General features: G+C 65.7%; 1 protein-coding gene (running past both ends of the window). It reads left to right on the forward strand.

Every position in this 23375-nt window falls within one protein-coding gene, locus PZH32_RS06875, for a PASTA domain-containing protein (protein ID WP_275207134.1), read on the forward strand. The gene is 61380 nt long; 22726 of those nucleotides lie to the left of the window and 15279 to its right, leaving coding positions 22727-46101 in view — codons 7576 (partial) to 15367 (complete); the first complete codon in view begins at window position 3. Both the start codon and the stop codon lie outside the window.

Raw genomic sequence — 23375 nt, forward strand, 5'->3', positions numbered from 1 at the left:
TGGCCGACCCCGACGGCGACTACATCATCGACTTCGAGAGCTACTTCCGCAATGCCGTGGAGGTGGACGACGGCTCGAAGACCTATTACGAGAGCACGGTCGAAGAGGGCAACTCGGGCGAGGGCATTACCTTCGGCACCTACCAGGCCATCGACAAGACCAACACCATCAAGGGATACGGCGAGACCGACAGCTTCAAGGAGCCCTATGCTCGCGCTATCGTTACCAACCTCTCGGTGTCCTACGTGGCCCCCAATGCCGATCGCCGCTACCCGGAGACGCTGCTCGACTCCGGTCAGTATCTGACGCGCTCCAGCCAGAGCACGAAGGTCACGAATACGAACCTCAACTACGCCTTCAAGTACGACGGCACCTTCGTCGACCGTCCGGCCGAGCAGTTCGCGGCCGCCACGGTGGCCTCGGCCACGCTGTCCTCGGACAACATCCTGGCCCCCGATGACGAGACCAAGGAGAACGGCGCCAACTGGAACTACGATTCCACGCCTACCTTCGGCAAGCAGTCCAACGAGTTCCTGGGCACCGACGCGCGCCATCGTTTGACGGTGTCGGTTACCTCCAAGGATCCGAACCTCGAGGGCGCCACCGTGGCCGGCAAGGCCACGCCCCAGGGCATCATGGACGATACGGCCGCCTACCGCGTGGCCCATAAGATCGGCACCATGGAAACCTCGCTGGTGCGCGGTCGCAAGCTGGCCACGCCGGTAAACTACGGCACCGCCACGGGAAGCTATGTTTCCGACGACGGCCAGACCACCACGTCCGGCACGTATACCACCAAGAAGGACACCGTCTTCGCCTACGACATCGAGGATCAGCGAGTCACCGATGTGTTCAGCTACGAGCTGCCCGCAACCGTGAGCGACGTGCCCGACGGCGCCCTGTACGCCGGCGACTACCTGGAGTATACGCTCTATGTGGGCGCCAATGCCGCCTCCCAGCTGCCCCTGCAGCACACCGACGCGCGCTTCACCGTGAACAAGGGCCAGCGCATTGTCGGTTGGGAAGTGGTGCGCGAGGACGGCAAGGTGCTCAACACCGTGGGCACCACCTCGGCGGCTACGGGCAGCGAGTGGGGCCCGGCCCTGGGCGTCTACGACGACGAGGGCAACCTGCTGGAGGATGCCGAGGCCGCTACGGTAACCGCTATGATGCTCGACGGCGCCGGCAACGTGTCGCTGGCCGACGTGCCCCAGTCCACCGACATGACCCGTTGGTCCACCGGCCGTCGCCAGGTCGTGACGGTCACGCCCGACGCGGCTGCCGAGGCCCTGGCCGAGGCCGCCGAGGACGCGGCGGAAGGCGAGGGCACCGAGGAAGCAGGCGACGAGAACGATGGGGCCGACGCGGGCGAGAGCGAAGAGGCGGCCGCGCCGGAGTACTACGACGAGAACCGCGCCCTGCTGTTCTCCGTGGGCTCGGCCCATCAGCTCATCGGCCCGGGCGAGGGCGTCTATATTCGCGTTATCACCCAGATGACCGACGAGTTCGAGTCGGACGTCTACAACAGCCAGGCCAACCGTCTGTTCAACGCCGACGGCGATACGCCGGTGGCGTCGGCGCGCGAGGTGCACGCCAGCTTCGTGACCACCTCGGCTCCGCTTCACGGCTACATTCAGTATCGCGTGGAAGGCAGCGGTGCCGGCGACAACTACAAGAACTTGAGCGACGAGGGCATGGTGCACGCCAATACGGCCGGCGCCGACGGCAAGGCCCTGGCCGGCTCCTCCACCATCAACTACTTCCACGAGTACAACCTGACGGCGGACTTATCCGGCCGCAAGCAGTACGGCTCCCGTATTGCCTCGCGGGTGACCTTCTACAGCCACGGCACCGCCGCTCGGGCCCGCGATGTGCACAGCGTGGTGGCCAACCGCACCGCCCAGGGTGCGGCGGCCGCTGACCCCGAGCGTGATGCGAACGGCGTGCTGACCAACGGCACGGGCGCTGTTCCGGCCGTAGGGGAGGCGGGCTGGCTGGCCACGTCGCCGCTTGGCCGCGATGCCAACAACCAGCTGACCGCGGTGGCTGCGTCGCGCATGACCACCACCAGTGCCCTGGGCTGGGATACCTACCACTACGATGATCCCACCATTGCCATTGCGTGGACGAACAGCTCGCCCACGCGCGGCACGACGGCCAACCAGGACGGCAACCCGGCCCGCATCAGCATTGGCAATCTGACCAATCCCACGCTGCACAACAATGACATCACGGTGGCGGTGAACTTCACCAACTCCTTCGACACCGTCAACCAGGTGCCCAACGGCCGTCGCGTCTTCGAGTTCTACGGCCACAACATTGCCTATCCGAAGGCCACGGTCAACGGCGAGACGAAGCTCACTATCCCGGATAACACCACCACGGGCATGGTGCCCACCTCCTCGTTCAACATGTCGAACCCCGACGAGTCGGTGAGCGAGCTGGTAAGCCCGGGTCGCAAGAACGTGAAGGTGGAGTACTACGTGCCCCTGAACGGCGAAAGCGAAGCCGACCTGGCCGCCTTGGAGGCGGCCGAGGCGGCGTGGCCCGAGGGTGTGGTGCGCGCCACCAAGACGGTGGCCTCCGCCGAGGAAGACGTCGAGGACGCCACTACCGAGCAGCTGCTGGGCGCGTGGTTCCAGGAGGACCAGGACGCCCAGGCGCTTACCGCGTTCATGACCGGCCGCAGCCATCGGGTGGAGGGCACCGAAAGCGTGCTCGACATCAACCTGTTCCGCGAGGCCATGGCCATGCGCTGGACCTACTTCGACGTGCCCGCTACGGCCGATGGCCTGACTCCCTACAAGCTTGACGCCGTCACCCTGGACGGCGTGGGCCGCTTCAACGACACGCGCAGCCTGGCCTCGACGGCCGACATCGCCGACTACTGGACGGGCAGCGTGTCCATGGACGTGGGGTACACGCACTACTACCATGAGAAGCCGGCGGCCGACGACCCCAGCGCCCAGCCGGGCGACCAGGGCAACTGGCTGACCAAGCAGGACAATGGCTACACGGTGCCCACCAGCCGCTCCAACAGCCTGACGGTGTATCGTCGCAGTCCCAATACCCAGTTCCAGACCCAGGTGTTCCAGACCCGCGACGAGGCGGTGTCCGCCTACAACGAGAACGCGCCCCAGAAGACCACCTATGTGGCCGGCGAGGTGTTCTGGTATCGCGATACGCTGAAGAACAACCTGCTCGACCGTACCGACGCCACCCACACCAACGAGACCACCGCCGGCGAGGGCGAGCTGTACGATGCCGTGTTCTACGAGCGTCTGCCCCTTGACTACCTGAAGACGGCGGCCCGCGCCGCGGGCTACACCGGCGACGACAACGCCGAGATTACCGCCGCTTATTTGGAGGAGGCCATCAACAACGGCAACCTGGTGTGGAAGGATCGCAACGGCAAGGATGTGACCGCCGACCGCACGCGCGGTTTGAAGCTGAAGGTCACCCAGGTCTACGAGCAGACCGCGGCCGACTTTGGCGGTTCCATGAACTACGATTCCGACGCCTTGGGCATCTGCACCTACGGCGGCGAGAACAATCCCTGCACCCTGGGCGGCACCAGCACCTACAGCTGGGGCAAGACCTACACCGACATCGATCCGACGGCAAGCGGAGTCAGCAACGACACGCGCTTCGGCCTGTTCCGCATCGAGTGGGTGTCCGATCCCGATTACCGCGACGCCGAGGGCGCCGGTCCGGCCTTCGATCCGGCCGAGAGCCGCTTCCTGCCCAAGAACGAGCTGAACGCCGGCTCCGATATTGCCGACAACACGGCTCTGCGCCCGACGGATCGTCCCGATGCCGATAGCACCTGCATGGAAGTGGGGGACACTCTCTCCATCGCCTTCCCGGTGCGTGCGGCTCAGGAGAACCTGCCCCAGGTGTACAAGGACCTCGATGCTTCCAGCACGGTGGCCACCAACGCCGACGGTACGAAGAACACCACGGGCCTCAAGCCCGCCTATCTGCCGCGCTTCGGCGAGTACTACCACTCGGTGTACCACCTGCACTGCGGCCATCCCAGCTGCGTGGCCGGCGGTATGTTCACGAGCCCGTCCGTGGGCTCGGCCGGCTTTACGTTGAGCAGCGGCCCCATCCAGGACACGAGCCGGGTCTACACCCAGAACGTGGTCATGGACATGGACTCCCTCATCCACGAGGCGGCCTTCACGGCCGACAAGCCCAAGCATGTGGATACCTACGACATGCTGAAGAACACCGCGACGTTCATTCCCGGCACCGCCAACGACACCAAGTCCAACGGGGCTGTCGCTGAAGGCACCTCCAGCACCGCCGGCCTGATCAACAGCTACGACTACGGCACCTCGGGCTCCAACGGCCAGCTGATGGACTTCGATGTGCGTACGGCCAACAACAAGCAGAAGGTCACCTATCTGCTGACGGACAACAGCGGCAAGTACGGTCTGGTGAACTTGACCGATTTGAAGACCAAGCTGCCGAACCGCTATGCCTATGTCACGCTGAACAAGACGACGCTCTCCAGCAGCGGCGCCACGGGCTCGGGCTACTGGACCCGCGATTACTTCACGTTCGTGGCCGGTTCCCGTTTCGCCGACGCCGTGAATGTCGAGGAGACCGGCGAGACCACCGAGGCCGGCGTGCCCGTGGTGGCCTCGACGGTTGAAGCGGGCCGCACGGTGGCCGTTGCCAACACGGCGTCTGCCACCACGGTGTCGGCCACACCGCTTGTTTGGTCGCAGACCCGCGTGCACATGGTGAAGGCGTGGCTCGCCACGTCTTCCGAGATGGTGTCCGATTACGATTCCCGTTACGGCGCCGCCAACAGCGCCGACGACTACCAGGCCGGCCGCCGCTACAGCGGCAACAACCTGATGGTCACCGGATCGTCGGGCAGTGCGGCGAAGCTCACGGCCTACCCGGCCTCCGACGTGAACTACGTGGACTACCTGAAACGCTACGCCCTCATCCGCAACGGTCTGGGCGACAACGTGGCTACCTGGGCCTTCACTGAGAAGGAAATTGAATTCGGCCAGTACGAGGCGGCCCTTGAGTACGCCCAGGACTACACGAGCCGTTTGACTGCCTACAACTACGGCGACCGCAACCTCGACGGCGTCGAGTTCACCTACGTCATGCCTCGCGGCGTGGAGCCGGTGCTCGACGACGAGGGCCAGGTAGTCCTTTCTGCCGAACTGCTGAAGTCCGTCAACGGCTACAGCAACGGCCGTGGCGCCGCCGCCAACGACGGCGCGCCCTATGTGGACGAGACCTATGCGGCCATCGACACCGACAAGGTGCAGGTGGAAATTCTGCAGACGCCCTATGGCGACTACCACGGCTACGATGCGCCTGCGGAGAACCAGGACCCGGCCGTCTACCGCACGGGCAACGTGATGAAGGCCGATATCGATTACTCCGCCGACCCGGCCACCTCCACCTATACCACCGTGGGCAGCTTCGGCACCGAGCGCTACGACGCCGATGGGGCCATTGCGGCCGATCCGGCCCAGATGGTGGGCGAGCAGTATGTGACCAGCTCGCAGCCGTGGGTGCTCAAGATTACCGTGAAGCAGGATCTGGGCAAGTGGTACGGCCGCGCCATTGACAACAGCGCCACCGACGCCGCCGACCCGGATCCGTCGTCCTTGACCGACTGCTACACCGACGGCGGTTACAAGATCCGCGTGGACGTGCGCAGCCATATCTTCGGCAACAACGAGGACGAGACGTGGTACGACCGTCTGCTGACCGCGCCGTGGGACAACGAGGCCGGCATCGATAGGGCCGAGGGCCGCGCCGAGCAAGCCGCTCCGGCTGCCGACGACGGCATCGCCACGGCATCGGCTGACGACGAGACGGTGGCGGCTGAGGGCGACGAGGGCGACGGCCAGGACGACGAGACTGCCGCCGAAGGCGACGGCGAGGACGCCGACAAGGGCGACAACGCCGGCAGCGACGAGGGCGACGGCACCGGTGAGGATGGCGACAACGGCGAGGGCGAGGGCTCGGGCGAGACCACCGAGCCGACGGAGCCTATCGATCCCGTCGAGCCCACTGATCCCGTCGAGCCGGCGGAGCCCTATGTCGGCGACAAGGAGCCCTTCAACTCGAGCGCCTACTATCAGATTTTCGACCTGGACAACTATGAGGGCAACGCCGCCCTGCCGAGCCGCCGCCAGAACGTGCAGCCCTATGGCATGGACTACAGCTGGACGCTTATCAATCGCAGCCATACCGGCGTGCATGCGCCGCTGTACGGTCAGTTCTACGGCTCGCCGAATATGCCGGCGGTCAAGGGCTGGACGGTGCTCAACAACACCGTGGTCACCGACCTCGCCGTCTTCGGCGAGGGCGCGCTGTCCGATGAGCAGCAGATGCTCGCTCCCATGGGCGTACGGGTGACCGACGGCTCCCAGATCGACTTCAACGACGGCCTGAAGAACGGCGTGACGCTCTATGCCGAGACGGGCACCCATGCCATCCAGCGCAAGCCCTTCGTGCGCACCTGGAATACGGTGAGCAAGTTCGTGGAGAACGTGGACGAGGACACCGCCTCCGACGAGCGCACCTCCGATGCCGTGAAGGCCGATAACATCACCTACTTCGTGGACACCGAATCCGAGGCGCGCCAGCTGAACATCCATGTGGAGAACCGCTACTGGCTGGCCGATCAGCCCTATACGTGGTATGACACCTACTACGATTCCTCCAGCAGCACCTACGGCTATCTGTACCGCTACGCTTCGGGCTATCGCTCCACTCAGCCGAATACGGCTTACGCCACGTCGGCGTACACCAACAACTACAGCGTGGACGGCGGCCAGAAGGGCACGCTCGTGCTCCCCGTGGTCACGGTGGTGCTGCCCTACGGCGTGGCTCCCTACAGCCGCACCACGCAGTTCCCCTACAGCGGCAACGGCGAGACCGTGGAAATTGACGCCCAGGATTGGGACATCTCCTCGGTGGTGGGGGCCGACGCCTCCAACTACACCAACCTCGGCAACGCCGTCACGCCCGAGGACGAAACCGACTACACCACCTTGAACTCGGTGAACGACAACCTGTCCCACGAGTGGAAGGCGGCCAACTTCAAGGTGACGAGCACCTACGAGCAGGTGTCCACCGATACGGGCGCTAACGAGTATCGCTACGTGGTGCGCTTCGAGCCCACCTCCACCGGCTTCAACGAGCAGCGCGACCTGGTGACGAGCATTGTGAACAACGGCCTGGCCACCTTCAAGCTGAACATCGTCACCTACGACGAGCCCAAGGGCCTCGACGGCGAGGCGTCCTACCGCGCCTACGACAACATCCGCACCTACGTCACCTCCAAGGTGCCCGGCTACAAGTTCCTTACCGACGAGGACGTTACGGTAAAGCAGGGATCGGCGGCTACGGCGGTGGCTTCGCCCTTCTATGCCGGCTCCTTGGCGCAGCCCACGCCGGCCCAGAACGCCGACTCCCAGCGCTACGACCAGTACTACAACAACACCACCGCCAACCAGACCAGCTACAAGAACGCCTACCACGGTTACCAGGGCAAAAAGGCAGCCGGCAACGACCTGCGCCTCGATGCCACGACAAGCTCGTGGCTCAGCTACTCCCGAGTCTGGTCCTCGACGGGGGGCTACTATTACAAGGCTTCGACGCGCAATATCATTCGCACGCTCATTGCCGACAGCTCTATTAATTCCGGTACGGCTACCTCTGAGTCGGTGCCTACCAATTACCTGGTGGGCTTCAACGGCCGCTACACGGAAGGGGAGGGCACCCAGCGCACGGCCTCTTTGGGCGGCACGGGTCTTTCCGGCCCGCTGCCTCTGTGCGGCTCGGAGACCGGCTTGGTCAAGACCGGCAAGGGCCTGCTGGTGGGCGACTACACTCTCCACCGTTACGGCCTGTCCGCTGCCAGCACCAAGGCCCTGAACCTCAATACGATGGCGGGCACCAACGGCAAGGTGGAGAACGGCACCACGGCCGAGGTGTCGGTCGTCGAGCCCTTCGTAAGCCGCGCCCGCGTGCTGGCGGCCGGCGAGGGCGAGGCCGTGGAGGGCCTGGTTCATAGCGACGAGGGCATCTACAGCGCCACTAAGCTGCGCGTGCGCCAGCCCACCCTGCAGGCGGCCTACGAGGTGGAGGCCAACCCCACCAACCGTCCGGTAGACCAGTGGTCCCAGGAGAAGGTGCCCACCACCGATGCGGGCACCTCCTATACCGGCGCCGGCGCCAGCCAGGGCATGATCATCAACACCGACGGCTCCATCATCACCGCGGTGCAGGTGCCGACGGTTACCACCAGCAACGGGGTGACCACGGCCACGCGCAAGCGCCAGAAGCTGTCCACCAACAACCAGAAGCTCATCGAGGTGACGGAGGCCACCCAGACGAACACGGCTACCAAGGCCGTGGTGGTAACCACCGACCTCTACGAGTACACCGACACCGACACCACTACCTTGGGTACCCTGGTGCGCGAGGCCCATCGCACCGACAACCAGACGACGGGCGATGTGACGGTGACGGTCACGTACTATGACGAGGAGACGGGCGCGGCCGAGTGGCGCATCACCCGTACCTACAAGACCTCGACCGGCCCTCTGACGGCCGGCGGTACGGCTACGGGACGCATCTACACCGCCTATACCACCAAGCTGTACAATGCCATCGACGGCACGCTGAAGATCGTGGCCGACGAGTCCTACGACAGCATGGTGCCCAACGGCGACTCCTTCCGCGTGGCCGAGAGCACCGTGGTCTACACCTACGATGACGAGGGCGGCTATGTTGCCGACACCCGCGAGTCCCAGTCCATCGGTCGTATCTTCCGCTTGGAGCCCGAGCTGGGCTGGCAGTACGAGGCCGACGTGCTCGACGTGTTCGGCATGCTCAACGACTGGGTGACCCACGAGACCATCTTCGCTCCCACCGAGGAGACCGAGGCTTGGCAGTACTCCGAGAACCCCTGGTTCGCCGCGACGGTGACCAACCACACCGATACCAACGACGAGGCGCGCAAGGGCGACCTGAAGCACGCCAAGCTGGTGTTCTCGCTGCATCTGCCCTCGCAGGTGACCTTCTTCGACGGCGAGCTGCTGACCGACGACAAGGAGCTGGCCGACAGCGACGACCATTACCGCTGGATTGGCGACTACCAGGACAACGATTACAACTTCTACGTGGAGCGCACCTATGTGCCCCGCGGCCAGACCGAGGCTGTGACCGAGCTTTTGACGCCGAAGGACCTCATCCTGCGCGGTTGGGAAGTGAAGATCATCTCGCAGCCCGACTACGGCGACAATCACTTCGCCGCCGACGCCCAGGATGCGGCCAACCTGAACTACGCCAAGGCTGATCCGGACGACCCGGAGGACACCCTGGCCTCCCGCAGCGACGAGGCGGTCAAGAGCCATGCCCATGATTCCGAGGTAGTGGTCTTCGAGTTGGCGCCGCCCGACGACGCCACCGACGAGGAGTACCAGACCTACGACTCCCTGGTGCGCGCCACCTATGCCGGCGTGCGCCCCAACGGCTACTTCGGCTACGGCGATTCCATCACGCTGAAGATTCGCACCCGCATCGACAACATGGGCCCCGAGGCCACGGCCATTGACGAGTCCATGATCGACGCGGCTACCTCGGTGGGCGACACCACGGACAGCTCGCTCATCAATCTGATCAACGTGGCCGACCAGCTGCGCCAGATTGCCGCCTGGGCGGGCGACGGCTCCCGTGCCTACGTGACGGCCCACCAGAACGACCTGAGCTGGATCGAGAACAGCTCGGAAGTGGGCTGGCGCCATCTGTACACCGACGGCTCGGTCATTCCCGACGACGAGACGGTGGAGGCCGGCAAGGACGAGGACGGCAACGCCCTTGCCCCCGGTACCATCACCGAGCCCACCGTGGCGTGGAAGGGCAAGATCGAGAAGGATCAGAGCCACCGCGCCGGCGTGGGCTTCAAGAACCAGTCCATGTCCCGCATCTACCGCGAGGGTCTGACGGCCGAGGACGGCAAGACGGCCACTAGCGTGACCGACTACGATTGCGACGAGGTGTACGACGATCTGTTCGTCTATGCCGACTCCGGCTCCTTCCGCCTGCGCAAGCCCTCGGCGGTGGTGCGCGCCGACACGGCCAAGAACCGCGAGGGCTTCGTCAACGGCGACATGGGCGTCGAGGCGGGCGAGGATGCTTCCTACAAGGGCCAGAACGACCTCTATATCACCGAGGCGGTGAACACCGGCGGTGCCGTGAACAGCTTCGTGGTGGACTGGCAGGTGCCGTTCTGGGCTACGAAGAAGACCTCGGTCTACGATGCTCCCTTCGAGAGCGAGACCGAGCGCGTGGCCCGTCTGGCCTCGGTGCTCGACCAGGTGTCCACCGGCGTGTGGGAAGTGCCCGGCTCGTCGTACACCACCACCTATACCTACAAGGGCGTCCCCATCGAGTTCGATGAGGACGGCACCTACACCGTGGCCGGCGGGGGTCCGAAGGACGACACCGGCGCGCCCACCGATGCGGTCTACCACCTCGACAGCTTCGGCAACGTGGTGGATGCCGAGGGCGTCCTGGCCGCCGACTTCAAGGCCACGCGCACCGCCGATGGCGACAGCGAGGCCAACCAGATCGAGTCGAAGCTGCGCGTGTTCATGTACGCGCGCATTGCCAGCGACGACACGTCCTCCTACGGCAACGGCTACGACGAGCAGAACGGCTCGGAGTACGCCGACCATGAGAACTTCGCCCTGTCCGGCACCGATGCCGACCGCGACTACTTCTACGGCGAGGACGACACCGACTGGTTCGGCGACTCCACCGACTACAACACCGCCGACGCCTCGACGGCCCACTGGATTCCGATCGGCGACATGAACGGCTACGCCGTGGCCGACAAGGAGAACGTGACCATTCAGGCCCGTTCGTTCCTGAACAGCTACCCGGGCTACGAGGTGCGTCAGATTCGCTGGGTCATCAAGGCCGTGGAGCCCCAGGCCGACGGCACCTACGATGCCAACGACGACCGCCTGTCCTACGATGTGCCCGTGCCCCACGGCTTCCGCCTGAACGTGGACGCCCTGGCCGACGATCCGGCCGTGCCCGAGACCCAGGGCATCCAGGAGCCCGACGAGATCGATCCGCGCCGCATGAACGTGGGCTGGCAGCTGTCCCTCAACCCGGACGGCACGGTGGCCAAGGACTCCAAGGGCAACTACATTCTGGAGACCGGCTACTCGGTGCCCGCCTCGGTGACGAACAACGCGCCCATGCTGCGCTTCAACACCACGGTGGTCACCGAGCCCACCATGGGCCAGGCCTCGGCCAACCCCGACGACGAGAAGTGGGCCGAGCTGGAGAAGACCATCCGCAAGGAAGAGGCCAACAACGTCCATATCAACCACTTCGTCAGCGCCACGCCGCGCTACGACGACACGAAGTTCGTGGCCTACCAGCGCGACCGTGCCGGCTTCTACCGTACCGACGAGGAGCCCGTGCTCTCGCTCGAGATTGTGTCGGGCTACTTCTCCGGTGCCGGCACCTCGGGCTTCAGCTGGGAGGAGAACCAGAAGACCATCAACCGTGCCAGCTCGCTGATGATGCGCTACAAGATCATCCTGTCGAACCTGTCCACCGAGCAGATGGCCGCCAACAACTACTCCGGCTACGAGGAGGATGTGTGCACCAACCCGCAGATCTCCACGATGCTGGCCTACATCGAGGGCCTGGGCTCGGCGAAGAGCCTGCTGAATACCGTGGCGACGGGCGATTTGGAGCACAAGCCGTTCACCTATGTGGACTACGATACGCTGACCAGCAGCATTGCCTCGGGCAGCGAAGAGTACGCCTATTTCGACTGGGGCTATAAGACCACCACGTCCATTAACCCTGTCACGGGTCGTACCGTGCCGGCCGCCAACATCAACAACAAGACGCCCATCTGGACCTACTATGTGGCCGATTCGGACGACTACCTGCAGCCGCAGCAGAAGAGCGAGCGCCAGGGCATGACCGTGCCCCAGCTGCTGAACCCCTATATCAACACCGAGGACGCCGACGTGACCGCCGAGGACAAGATGGGCTCGGCCGACGAGGAGCTGAAGTTCGACCGTAAGTTCATGAGCTGGCACTTCACCGGCGCCAAGGACAACAACAACGCCATCACCCGCGGCATTCTGTATCCGGGCGAGTCCATGGTCATCGAGCTTTTGGTGCCCCTGGACAGCCAGTTCGACGACACGCTGCCCACGCAGCTGCTGTCCACCTACGGCTACGGCTACAAGCCGGGCAACTACAACGGCTACCTGCCCAACGAGACCGAGGACGGCGTGCGCCGCGCCCGCGAGTCCGATACCCGCGACGCGAACCTGGACGGCCAGACCGACCAGCTGCACCTGCTCATGTCCCTGGCTCCGCTGGAGTTTGCCGGCTCGGCGGCCGTGAACCAGACCAAGGTGTCCGGCTCCACGCTGGAAACCCAGGCCATGCGCGACATCAACGGTGCCGCCGCCGTGCCCGAGGGCTCCAGCTACAGCTACACCGCCACGCTGCGCAACCCGCTCAATCCCACCACCGAGGCCACGCGCGCCGAGTACTTCAAGAACGTGGTGTTCTACGACATCCTGCCGTTCTACGGCGACGCGGCGGCAGTGAACTCCAATCCGCCCGAGGGCGACCAGCGCGAACCGCAGCCTGCCGAGCGCGAGTCCATGTGGGCCGGCCGCTTGACCGACCTGGACTCCATCGTGGTGACCGACTACGACGGTTCGAGTGCGAACAACGTGCCCAAGGAGATGGTGGACGGCAAGGACGTCACCGTGTGGGTGGGCCCGTTCAAGCGCACCGTCCAGAACGGCTCGCCGCACATCGAGGCGCTGACCGAGGACGATCTGCTGTGGCTGTACAAGTACGACTCCTTCGAGATCTACGACGAGAACTGGAACGTCATCGACAGCCAGGATGATGAGCGCACCGTGCTCATCGACGACATCAAAGACGACGCTGCCAAGATGGAGGAGTACAACTTCGTCCGCCTGGCCGACCTGAAGGCCTACGTGGCGTCGCACCCCGAGAAGAAGGAAGAGCTCACCCGCGCCCTGCGCGCCATCTGGGTGACGGTGAAGCCGGACATCTATGTGAAGTGCCGTGGCTACATGCGCCTGACCTACAACCTGGACGCGCCGCTCAACCTGCCCAAGTTCCTGGGCACGAAGACCGGCGACCCGGATGTGGACCTCATGCGTACCCCCACCGCCGAGGAGTACGCCGCCATGACGCCGGCCGAGCGCGAGCTGGCCGAGCGCCGCGTGGTGCGCGCTGAGCAGATGTTCAAGACGGTGCAGTGGAACACCTTCATGCACCGCTTGGACGAGAGTCCCTATGCCGTGGCACCGCTGACCGAGAACGCCCGCGCCGGCGTGTTCATCGACGCGCCGGACAATCGCGGCTATTTGGGCGACTACGTGTACCTGGATACCAACTGGAACGGCAAGCTGGACGATACCAAGCTGGGCGAGGAGGGCTATCAGACCTCGGCCAACGGCCGTAAGCTCATTCGCGGTGCCCTCTACGACGAGGACGGCGGCCTGGAGTACTTTGACAACTCCGTCATGGACGACGGCAAGGGCAACAAGGTAAGCGCCCTGAAGGATCTGGACTACGATCTGGAAGAGGACGATCCGGGCATCAACGAGGTCAAGGTCGAGCTACTCAACCAGTACGGCAACCCTGTCAATGCCGACGGCGAGTGCGTCATGATGCTGAACAACGACATGACCAACAACCAGGACCGCTGGGTGCGCTGCGATCCGAAGACCGGGCTGCCTCTGCTGGACAACTGGGGCATGTACATCAATGCCGACGCCGGCGAGCCGCTGGTGACCTACACTACCACCGACTACTACGGCAACCCGGGCTACTTCATCCTGTCGAACCTGAAGCCGGGCAAGTACTGCCTGCGCTACACCTTCCCGGAGGAGTACTACAACTTCTCGCCCACCACCGAGACTATCGGTGTGGCGGGCCACGAGGTGAAGGTGACCACCGAGCGTATCGAGCCCGATGAGGAAACGGGCCAGAAGGCCGCCCTCGTGGTGACCACCGACCTGAACGACCCCATCGAGGTGGAGGCGGTCAAGTACGACACCGCCAACATCGACAACCCGGATCGCTCGCAGTACAACGCCAAGATCCACGAGGACTACGACGCCCAGATGACCGGCTACAAGCTGGGCATTGCCCAGGGCTCCACCTTCGAGGGCGTGGTGTACCGCGACGACATGCTGGCCGACGGCAGCCTGGAAGAGGACACGCAGATCAATTCGCTGCTCGATTCGGTGGGCGCCGGCACCGGCAACTTGGAGTCCCAGATGAAGGGCGCTACGCCGGCCGACGAGTACCGCCTGGACAACATCAAGGTGGCCGTCTACGAGTACGATCCGGAGACGGGCACCACCTCGCCCGACATTGCTCTGGACGCCGACGGCAACCTGGCCACGGTGACTACAGGCGAGGACGGCTTCTTCCGCTTCCGTCTGCGCACGGGCACCACCTACGTCATCCGCACCTCCGACCTGGATTCCGACCGCCTGCTGAAGGCCACCCTGACCACCTGGGACCAGAACCCCCTGCGCTTCCCGTCCGACGGCGACTATGCGCTGTCCGATGGCACGCTGGGCAATTTGAACTACGATCTCCTCGATGCCGACGGCAACGCCATCAAGGTGGCCGACAACGACCTGCGCTACGTCTACGGCTCCTCGCGCACCTATCCCTTCGAGGCCACGCTGCCCTTGGTGGACGGCAAGGTGCTCTACGAGGACGACGAGAACCGCTGGATGGGCTACAAGCGCCAGAACAAGTTCGCGCTCGGCTACATTGACGGCACCAAGGGCTACTTGGGCAACAACGTGTGGAACGACGTGAACTACGACGGCGTGCAGCAGGATACCGAGCCCGGTATCGGCCAGGGCTTCGACGAGGCCAACCCCGGCGTCAAGGTGAAGCTGGAGCAGTGGTACTACGTGCCGGCCCACACCGACGAGACCACCGGCGAGGCCGTGGCGGGGCAGTGGAAGCTGTACCCGGGCTATTGGGAGGACGTCATCGTCGATGGCAAGCCCAACGGCGAGAAGCAGTGGGTCGACGGACTGCGCGAGGCCTACACGGGCGACGCGGCCGCAGCCGGCATCTATCTGTTCCGCGACGTGACCACCTATGTGACCGATCCCGATGACGGCCAGACCTCGCGTCTGGCGGGCTATCGCCTGCGCATCGACACCGAGGATCTGACGGCGTTGGGGGAGGACTATGCCGTGACCCTGCGCGACCAGCTGGCGCCGAGCCTTGACGCTGACGGCAACGAGGTGCTCATCAAGTCCATGGACGCCGATTCCGACATTGCCGCCAAGCCGCAGGCCACCTCGGTGCTGTCCCAGGCCCGCGCCGTGCAGACCGACGAGGATGGCAACCCTCTGGTTATCGACGGCGAAGTCCAGTACACCAACGCCCAGAACGCCGACGGCACCAACGCCGCCAACGTCGACGGCAGCCAGAAGACCGTGACCACGTACTACCTGAACGAGTCCGGCTCCGAGCACGAGTCCGGCTCCTTCTACGACGAGTACATCGTGCTGGCCTCCATCGGCCAGCTGTCGGCGAGCCCCGCGGCCTTCAGCGAGTTCGCCTACGGCGATACCGAGGCCGATGCCCAGACGGTTACCTACACCATCACCTACACCAACGAGACCGACTCGGCCCAGCTGGTGGACATCGTCGATCCCTATCCGGCGAACATGGTGGGCCAGCCTTCGGCCCTGGGCGCCCAGATCGGCGTGCTCGACATCACGGGCCGCACGGTGGTGAAGTGGGCCGGCGTGCCGGTGGTGCCCGGCGAGACGGTCACGCGCACCGTCACCTACAAGGTTATTCCCGTGCAGACCGTCGTGCACCAGTCCATCATCCGCGCGGGCGCCGATGGTGAGATCGAAACCAACACCGTCTCGCATCGCGTCGATCAGACCGAGCACTTGGCCGCCACCGAGCCGTGGCTGCCCAACGACGGCTTTGCCAGCGACAACTTGATTGCCGCCTACAACACCATGGTGGAAACCTACAACCAGGCCAACAAGAATCCCGATGGCACCTACCCGGAGAACTTCACGCCGAAGACTCCCTGGAGCCTGGAGGTGACGGCTGCGGGCGACGAGCGCGAGCGCGATCTGGTGCGCGACGCCTTCATCGCCCTGGTGGACGATGCCTATACCATGCAGCAGGCCGCCGAGCTGGCCGTGCCCGACGAGCCCGTGGCCCTGCCCGACCCCGAAGAGCTGAACATCGAGAACGACAAGTACTCGAAGGACACCTCGGCCGACACCGGCGAGCTGGTGGAGGTTTCGGTTGACGAGGCCCGTACCTCGTGGAACGAGTACTGGACCGAGTTCGTGGACACCTACCAGAACGTGCTCGGCTTCACCTATTACAGCGACGAGACGAAGAGCCTCGTGACTCCCAGCGCCCTGGACACGGTCATTCCGGAGGGCATGAGCATCACCGACTTCTTCCCGCAGTTCGTCGTCGATCCGTACTTCTCCTTCGGTTATCCCGACGGCACCGCCGACGTGGACGCCAGTAGCTACCCCAAGCGCGTGTACCGCGACTACAAAGAGGCCTACGAGGGTTGGGCGGCCGAGGGCGAAGTGGCGGCCTACGAGGGCTACAAAGCCACCTACGACCGCATGAAGGCGGCCTATGACGCGGCCATGGCCCGCTACAACCAGGCCTTCGAGGTGTACACGGCGCTCAACGACGAGTACACCCGCTTCAAGCGCGAGTACGCCACGTGGACCAAGAACGTGGAGACTTTCGAGAGCGAGATGAACTACGGCGCCGGCAAGATGGTGCAGGACGACATCGTCTACGACTTGGGCGATGCGGCGCGTCTGTACAACTGGGACGCCGGCCTGGTAGTGGTGCCCCGCGGTGCGCTGGAAGGCCGCATCTGGGATGACAGCTACCATGACGAGGCGTTCATTCCCGCCGGCGTCGACACGGCGACGGTATCCGAGCGCGGCTACAACGGCATTCAGGACGGCGCCATCACCCACTGGGTGGTGAATAGCAACGGCGGCGAGGGCTCCCAGGCGGTCATCGAGTGGGTGCTCGAAGGTCGCGCCGTGCCCGAGGACACCGAGGGCGCCCAGCGCGTCCGCGTGGTGGAAGAGGGCACCCCCGGGGCCTACGAGATCGAGGCCTATCCGGCCGAGCAGGGTCTGGCCGGCGAGACCGTCTACCTGACCCAGTGGTACTACGTGCCGGCCGCCTCGCCCATTACCGATGCCGCCGACGAGGAGCCCATCCGAGCGGCTCTGGTCGAGGCCGGCCTCATCGATCCTGCAGCCGCTGGCCTGGAGGTGATGTTCGAGGCCGCCGAGGACGACGGCTTTACCGTGACGGTGACCACTGACGAGGGCACGGCCGTCATTGAGGCGGAACTTTCCGCCGACGGTCGGGGCCTGTGGATTCGCAACGACGCCTTTGGTACCGACAAGTTCACGTCGCAGCCGGTCAAGGCCGATGCCGACGATGAGGACGATGCCGCGGCGGCTGATGAGGAGACCGCGGTGCGCCCGCGCTCGACGGGCGCCTGGAACGTCGAAGGGGAGGCCGGCGTCATTGCTGTGGCCACCGGCGACACGAAGGAGGTGGCCACCGACGAGGAAGTGGGCACCGATCCGGAGACCGGCGAGCCCATCTACGCCACCGCCTCGAGCGACGAGGATCTGGGCGTCTATCTCTTCGACAATCTGCCGGCGGCCTATACCTCGCCGACGGGCGTGCACTATCTGGCCTCCTACCGTGTGGAGCTGGGGCCGCTGAAGCGCGTCGACGCCCAAGGCGATACCGCGTCGTCCAACGACGACGAGCAATGGCTGCTCAGCCGCTACCACGAGGGCGAGGACGGCACCATCGACGCCGACGCCTCGGCCGAGGACGGCACGGCGGGCATCGCCCTGTCCGCTCAGGACCAGGTGATGGTCCTCGACGGCCAGACCGTCAGCGGCACGCGCGCCCATTCCGGCCAGATCATCATGGCCGGCACCACCGACGCCGAGGGCAGCACGGTGGACCCGGCGGTGACCGAGGTGACGCTGAACGCCTCGAAGGTGACCGTGCCTTTGGACGACGTGCTGGTCGATGCGTCCGCCGCGGCGCCGGCTACCTACTACAAGTACGCCGGCGGTCAGTACGTGGCTCTGGGCGCGAACGAGAACTACGATGGCCAGCGCTACGTGAAGACGGCCGACGGCAGCTACGTGCGCAAGGCCGCCGTCGAGGAGACCGCCTACGTCACCTACGACTGGCTGACTTATCGCACGCGCACCGACGGGGCGCCGGAGTTCTCCATCGATTCGGAGACCCAGCTGCTGGTGCGCAATCCCATCAACGGCGGCGATGCCGGCGAGGTGGCCCCGCCCACCCAGGCCATCGAGGGCGTGGTGTGGAACGACGAGAACAACGACGGCGTGCGCGGCGACGATGAGGAGCTCCTGGCGGGCATGCAGGTGACGCTCGAGCGCTACTACCAGGTTATCGGCGCGAGCACTGACGAGTGGACCTATGATCCCACCTGGGCCGATGAGGAGGCCCAGCAGGCCTACGAGGCCGATCCGACCGTGGGTCTTGCCGGGGACAACCACTACGGCGCCGCCTACGAGACGGACGCCGAGGCGACCCACAACGTGCTGACCGACGACTCCGGCGTCTATCGCTTCGAGCACTTGAAGACTCAGGGCACCCTGGACCTGCCCGTCGAGGGCGCCGAGGACCAGACGGCTCCGTGCGCCGTCATCTTCGGCTACAAGGTGCGCCTCACGGCGGCCGACTGGTGGAATCGCTATTGGGGCACGGCCAAGTACCTGCAGGGCGCGTCCTACGCCGTGGGCTCCCGCGATTACCAGTCCGACTCCGATCTGATCCACGAGACCGGCTATATGACCGCGGCCGCCGAAGGCGACGGGGCCAGTCCCGAGGAGGCCATCGTGCTGCTGGGAGCCCAGACGACGGGCTCTGCCGTGCAGAACAGCGCCACCGTGGCCAATGCCAACAACAACGCTTTGAACACGCGCGATCGCTATAGCCTGGCAAGCACCTACGGGCCCGAGAGCCGTTACGGCGCCAACGCCGTGCCGGCCGTGGCATCGGTGGACGCGGTAGTGGAGACGCTGCGCGAAGCCGGCGAGGAGGTAACGCCTGCGGCAGTAGCCGAGGCCTTCGAGACCCCGGTGGCCTACGATCTGGCCCGCGGCGCCGACCGCGCCCACAATGATGCGGGCCTGCGCGTGCCGGCGGCCCAGTCCATCGAGGGCACCGTGTGGCACGACGCCAGCTACGACGGTCTGCTGGACGAGGACGAGACGGGCATCGGCGGCAAGAAGGTGCTGCTGAAGCAGTGGTTCTTCGTGCCCGTAGCCGACGAGGTGGATGAGGAGGCGGTAGCGGCCGCCCTGGAAGAGGCCGGTCTTGACGGCGAGACGGCCGAGACCCAGATGGCCGAGGGCGGCGTCTGGGTGCGCAACCGCGCCTTCGGGGCTGATGAGTACACCTTCGCGGCTCTGAGCGACGGTGCGGCGCCCCATGCCCTGACCTATGCCATCCCGAATGCGGCCCGCGACGAGGAGACGGCGGCCCTGGCCACGCTGACGGATCAGGGCAGTGCCGAGACCCTGGGCCGGTACGCCTTCGCCAACCTGCCCACGCGCCATGTGGTGGCGCGCCACGGGGCCGACGAAGAGGCAGGCCTTGCGTCCACGCTGGCCGTGCCCGCCCGCGAGTACCTGGCCGGCTATACGGTGGAGGTGCTCGGCGGTGCGGTTACCTCGCAGGATGCCGCGGCCATTCCGGGCTTGCCGGCCACTCTGCTCCAGCAGGACAGCAACGATGCCGCTGCCGTCAACTCCAAGGCCGTCTCGGCCCTGAGCGCCCATGAGGCCGGCTACGAGGCCGGCAACTACCCAGTGCGCTGGAACGAGCAGTCGGTGCAGGCGACGGTGGGCGAGGGAGCCGAGCGCGCCGTTGCCAAGGCCGTCCTGGACGGCAAGATTGTGCTGGCGGCCCTGGCCGAGTACCAGGGAGCCGACGACGAGGCCGGCGTCGAGCGCCGCGATCGCGCGGCCGGTACGCGCCTGGCTGGCGGCGCCGTCGAGGCCGCCGGCACGCCGGCCCAGTACTTCGTGGGCCAGGAGCGCTCTGCTGAGGCAGCCGGCTCGCTGGCCGGTGCCACCGTGGCGGCCCTGGATGCCCAGACGGCAGCCTACGACTTCTCGCGCGGTCAGGACGAGACGCGCATGAACGCCGGCTTCGGCGAGTACGGCTACACCACCATTTCCGGCAAGGTGTGGCGCGATCACAACTTCGACGGCATTCTCAATCCCGGCGAGCAGCTGCTGGGCGGCCGCACGCTGGCCATCACCCAGTGGTTCTATGTGCCCGAGGGAACCCAGGACGCCGAGGGCAACGATCTCATCGAGGCCTTGACGGCCGATGAGGCCTTCGAGGTACGTCCGACGGACAACACCATCGTGGCCGCCACGGGTAGCACCGAGGCCGTGGTGGAGCAGGGCGCCTGGGTCCATGCGCTGACCGATGCCGAGCTGGCGGCGGCCGGGGCGACCGGCAAGGCCCGCTCGAGCTTCTTCGCCGCGGACGCCACCACCGATGCCACCGACGAGAAGGGCCTGGGCGTCTACGAGTTCGCCCAGCTGCCCAGCTACGTGTTCCTCACGAATACGAAGAACCAGGGCGAGGCGGCCGGCTTTGCGGCGCTGCAGCCCCACGACACGGCGGCCACAGCTGAGGCCGATGACGCGGTCATCGACGAGCTGTTCATGACCGGCTATCGCATTACCATGGACGAGGTGGCCCCCGACTTCGCGCTGACCGACACCCATGTGGGCGTCAACGTGGGCGAGAAGAACCTGGGCGATCTGGCCTCCATCGATTTGGACGCGCTGACCGGCGGTGCCGCACTGGAGGACGCGGACTCCGACGCCGTGCGCGACGAGGACGGCAAGGTCATCCAGATTGTGGAAGAGTACTTCGACAATTCCTGGAACGCCGAGGCCACCTACGACGCCTATGATCAGAATACCCAGGACGCCTACGACAGCGACCAGCGCGCGCAGAAGATCGAAGGCGCGACTGCGGCCTGGCGCACCGACGGCTACGTTATCGTGGCCGACAAGGGCGCCAAGCATACGGCCTGGACGGTGGGCGAGGGCGATGCGGCCGTTACCACCGACTACCGTACCTACCAGTACGAGCAGATTTACAACGGCGTGAAGTACGACGTGCCGCGACCGGTGCGCGCCCAGCGCGGCGGCTCGGCGGGCCTGGTGCTCATTCCGCGCACCAGCCTGACCGGCCGGGTGTGGGACGATACCGGCATGCGCCTCGACGCCGAGGGCAATGCCGTGGCCGCCTTCGACGACGACTTCACCTACGATTACTCCACGGGCTACAACGGCGTGCAGAACAAGGGCGAGCTGGGCATCCCCGATCAGACCGTGTACCTGACCCAGTGGATCTACGTGAGCCCCGATCAGTGGGCCCATTTCGCCAAGCGCAATCCGGCCCTTGCCGAGGACGAGGACAACGCTGCGCTGGCGGCGGCGGCCGATGCCGACGGGGACGGCGTGCTCGATCACGGCATCTGGGTGCGCAACGTGGCCTTCGGCGCCGATCGCTACACGTCCAACCGCGAGCTGGTGGGCCCCGACGACGCCACGGCCTACATCTTCGACGGCAAGCGCGACGGCGCGCCCCTGGCCCGCGAGAAGATGGCCGGCGTGCTGTCGGTGCAGACGGCCGAGGACGGCCAGTGGCTGGTGGAGAACTTGCCTACGGTGTTCGTGTCCGACGACGACAAGTACTACCTGGCCGCCTATCGCACCGAGCTGGCCGACCTGTACGAAGAGAAGAGCAACGGGCTGGACGGCACCGTCAACGACTGGGTGCTCACCCGCTACCATGACAACGGGGCCACGGCGCAGCTGGATACCATCAACGGCTCGCTGTCGGTGACCGACGACTCCGACGTGGCAAGCGACGGGCGTCGCGGCGTGGCCGGCGGCATGGTCATTGCCAGCCGCTTCGATGCCGTGGCCACGGGCGCCGCGTCCGACGACGAGGAGAGCCGCAGCACCCGCAGCCTCGACGGCCAGGTCATCTTGGCCCGAGTGGCGGGCACGACGGCCCAGGGCGTCGAGGGCGGCTCCCTCATGGCCGACAACACCGATGCCTTCATTACCGTCGATGCCGGCCAGGGCATGGGCGCCGACGCCGAAACTTACGACTGGATTGCCGATCCGGAACCGGTGGCGGTGGAGGCCGGCGATGTGGGCCAGGTAGAGGCTCCGCGCCAGGCCATCAGCGGCAAGCTGTGGTTCGACGAGAACAACAACGGCCTGCAGGATACGGGCGTGACCGGCACCGATCCGCTGCTGGGCGCCGAGAAGCCGGCCGAGGGCGTGCGGGTGGCACTGGAGCGCTATGCCATTACGGCGGTGTGGAACGACGAGACCGCCGCCTTCGAGGTGCCTGCCGACGCCCAATGGACGCGCGACGAGGCCTGGGCCGACAACTGGGCGGCCTACGACGCCGATCCCACCGTGGGCCTGGAGAAGACCATTGACGAGGAGAACCTGGACGCCACGCGGACCACGGTCACCGACGACGCGGGCGTATTCTCCTTCGCGAACCTGCCCACGCAGCACTACCAGGCGGCCACGGAGCGCACGGTGACTACCACCGACGACGAGGGCAACGAGGTTGAGACCACCGAGACGGTGCCGGCCTCGGTGACCATCTACGGCTACCGCCTGCGCGTGGTGGACATTGCGCTGTGGAACCGCCAGCTGGGCGTGGCCAAGCGGCTGCAGGGCGGCGACTTCACCGCCGACTCCGACTTGATCTACGAGGACGGCTACCTGATGGCACCCGGTCAGTACGACGTGCTGCTGAACGTGGTTACCGACGAGTCGCCGGATTCGAACCATGTGGTGGCTCCCAGCTCCATGAACTTGAACCAGAACAGCGACGACCGCTACGGCAAGACGCCGAGCGCCACAGCCGCCGAGCAGCTGACGGGCGCCTCCCTGAGGGAGGAAGCCGGGGAGACGGAAGAGGTGTGCGGACGCACCGCGGCGGCGATGCTGACCTACGACCTGGGTCTGGGCGCCGATCGCGCCGCCAACGACGGCGGCGTGCGCGAGCCTGCCGAGCAGAGCATCTCCGGCGTGCTGTGGCAGGATGCCAACGCATCCATGACCGAGCAGGCCGCCACCGACTACGACGGCCTCTACCAGCCGTGGGCCGAGGTGGCCGAG

This window comes from Adlercreutzia equolifaciens (assembly GCF_029076695.1).
Classification (GTDB): Bacteria; Actinomycetota; Coriobacteriia; order Coriobacteriales; family Eggerthellaceae; genus Adlercreutzia; species Adlercreutzia equolifaciens_A.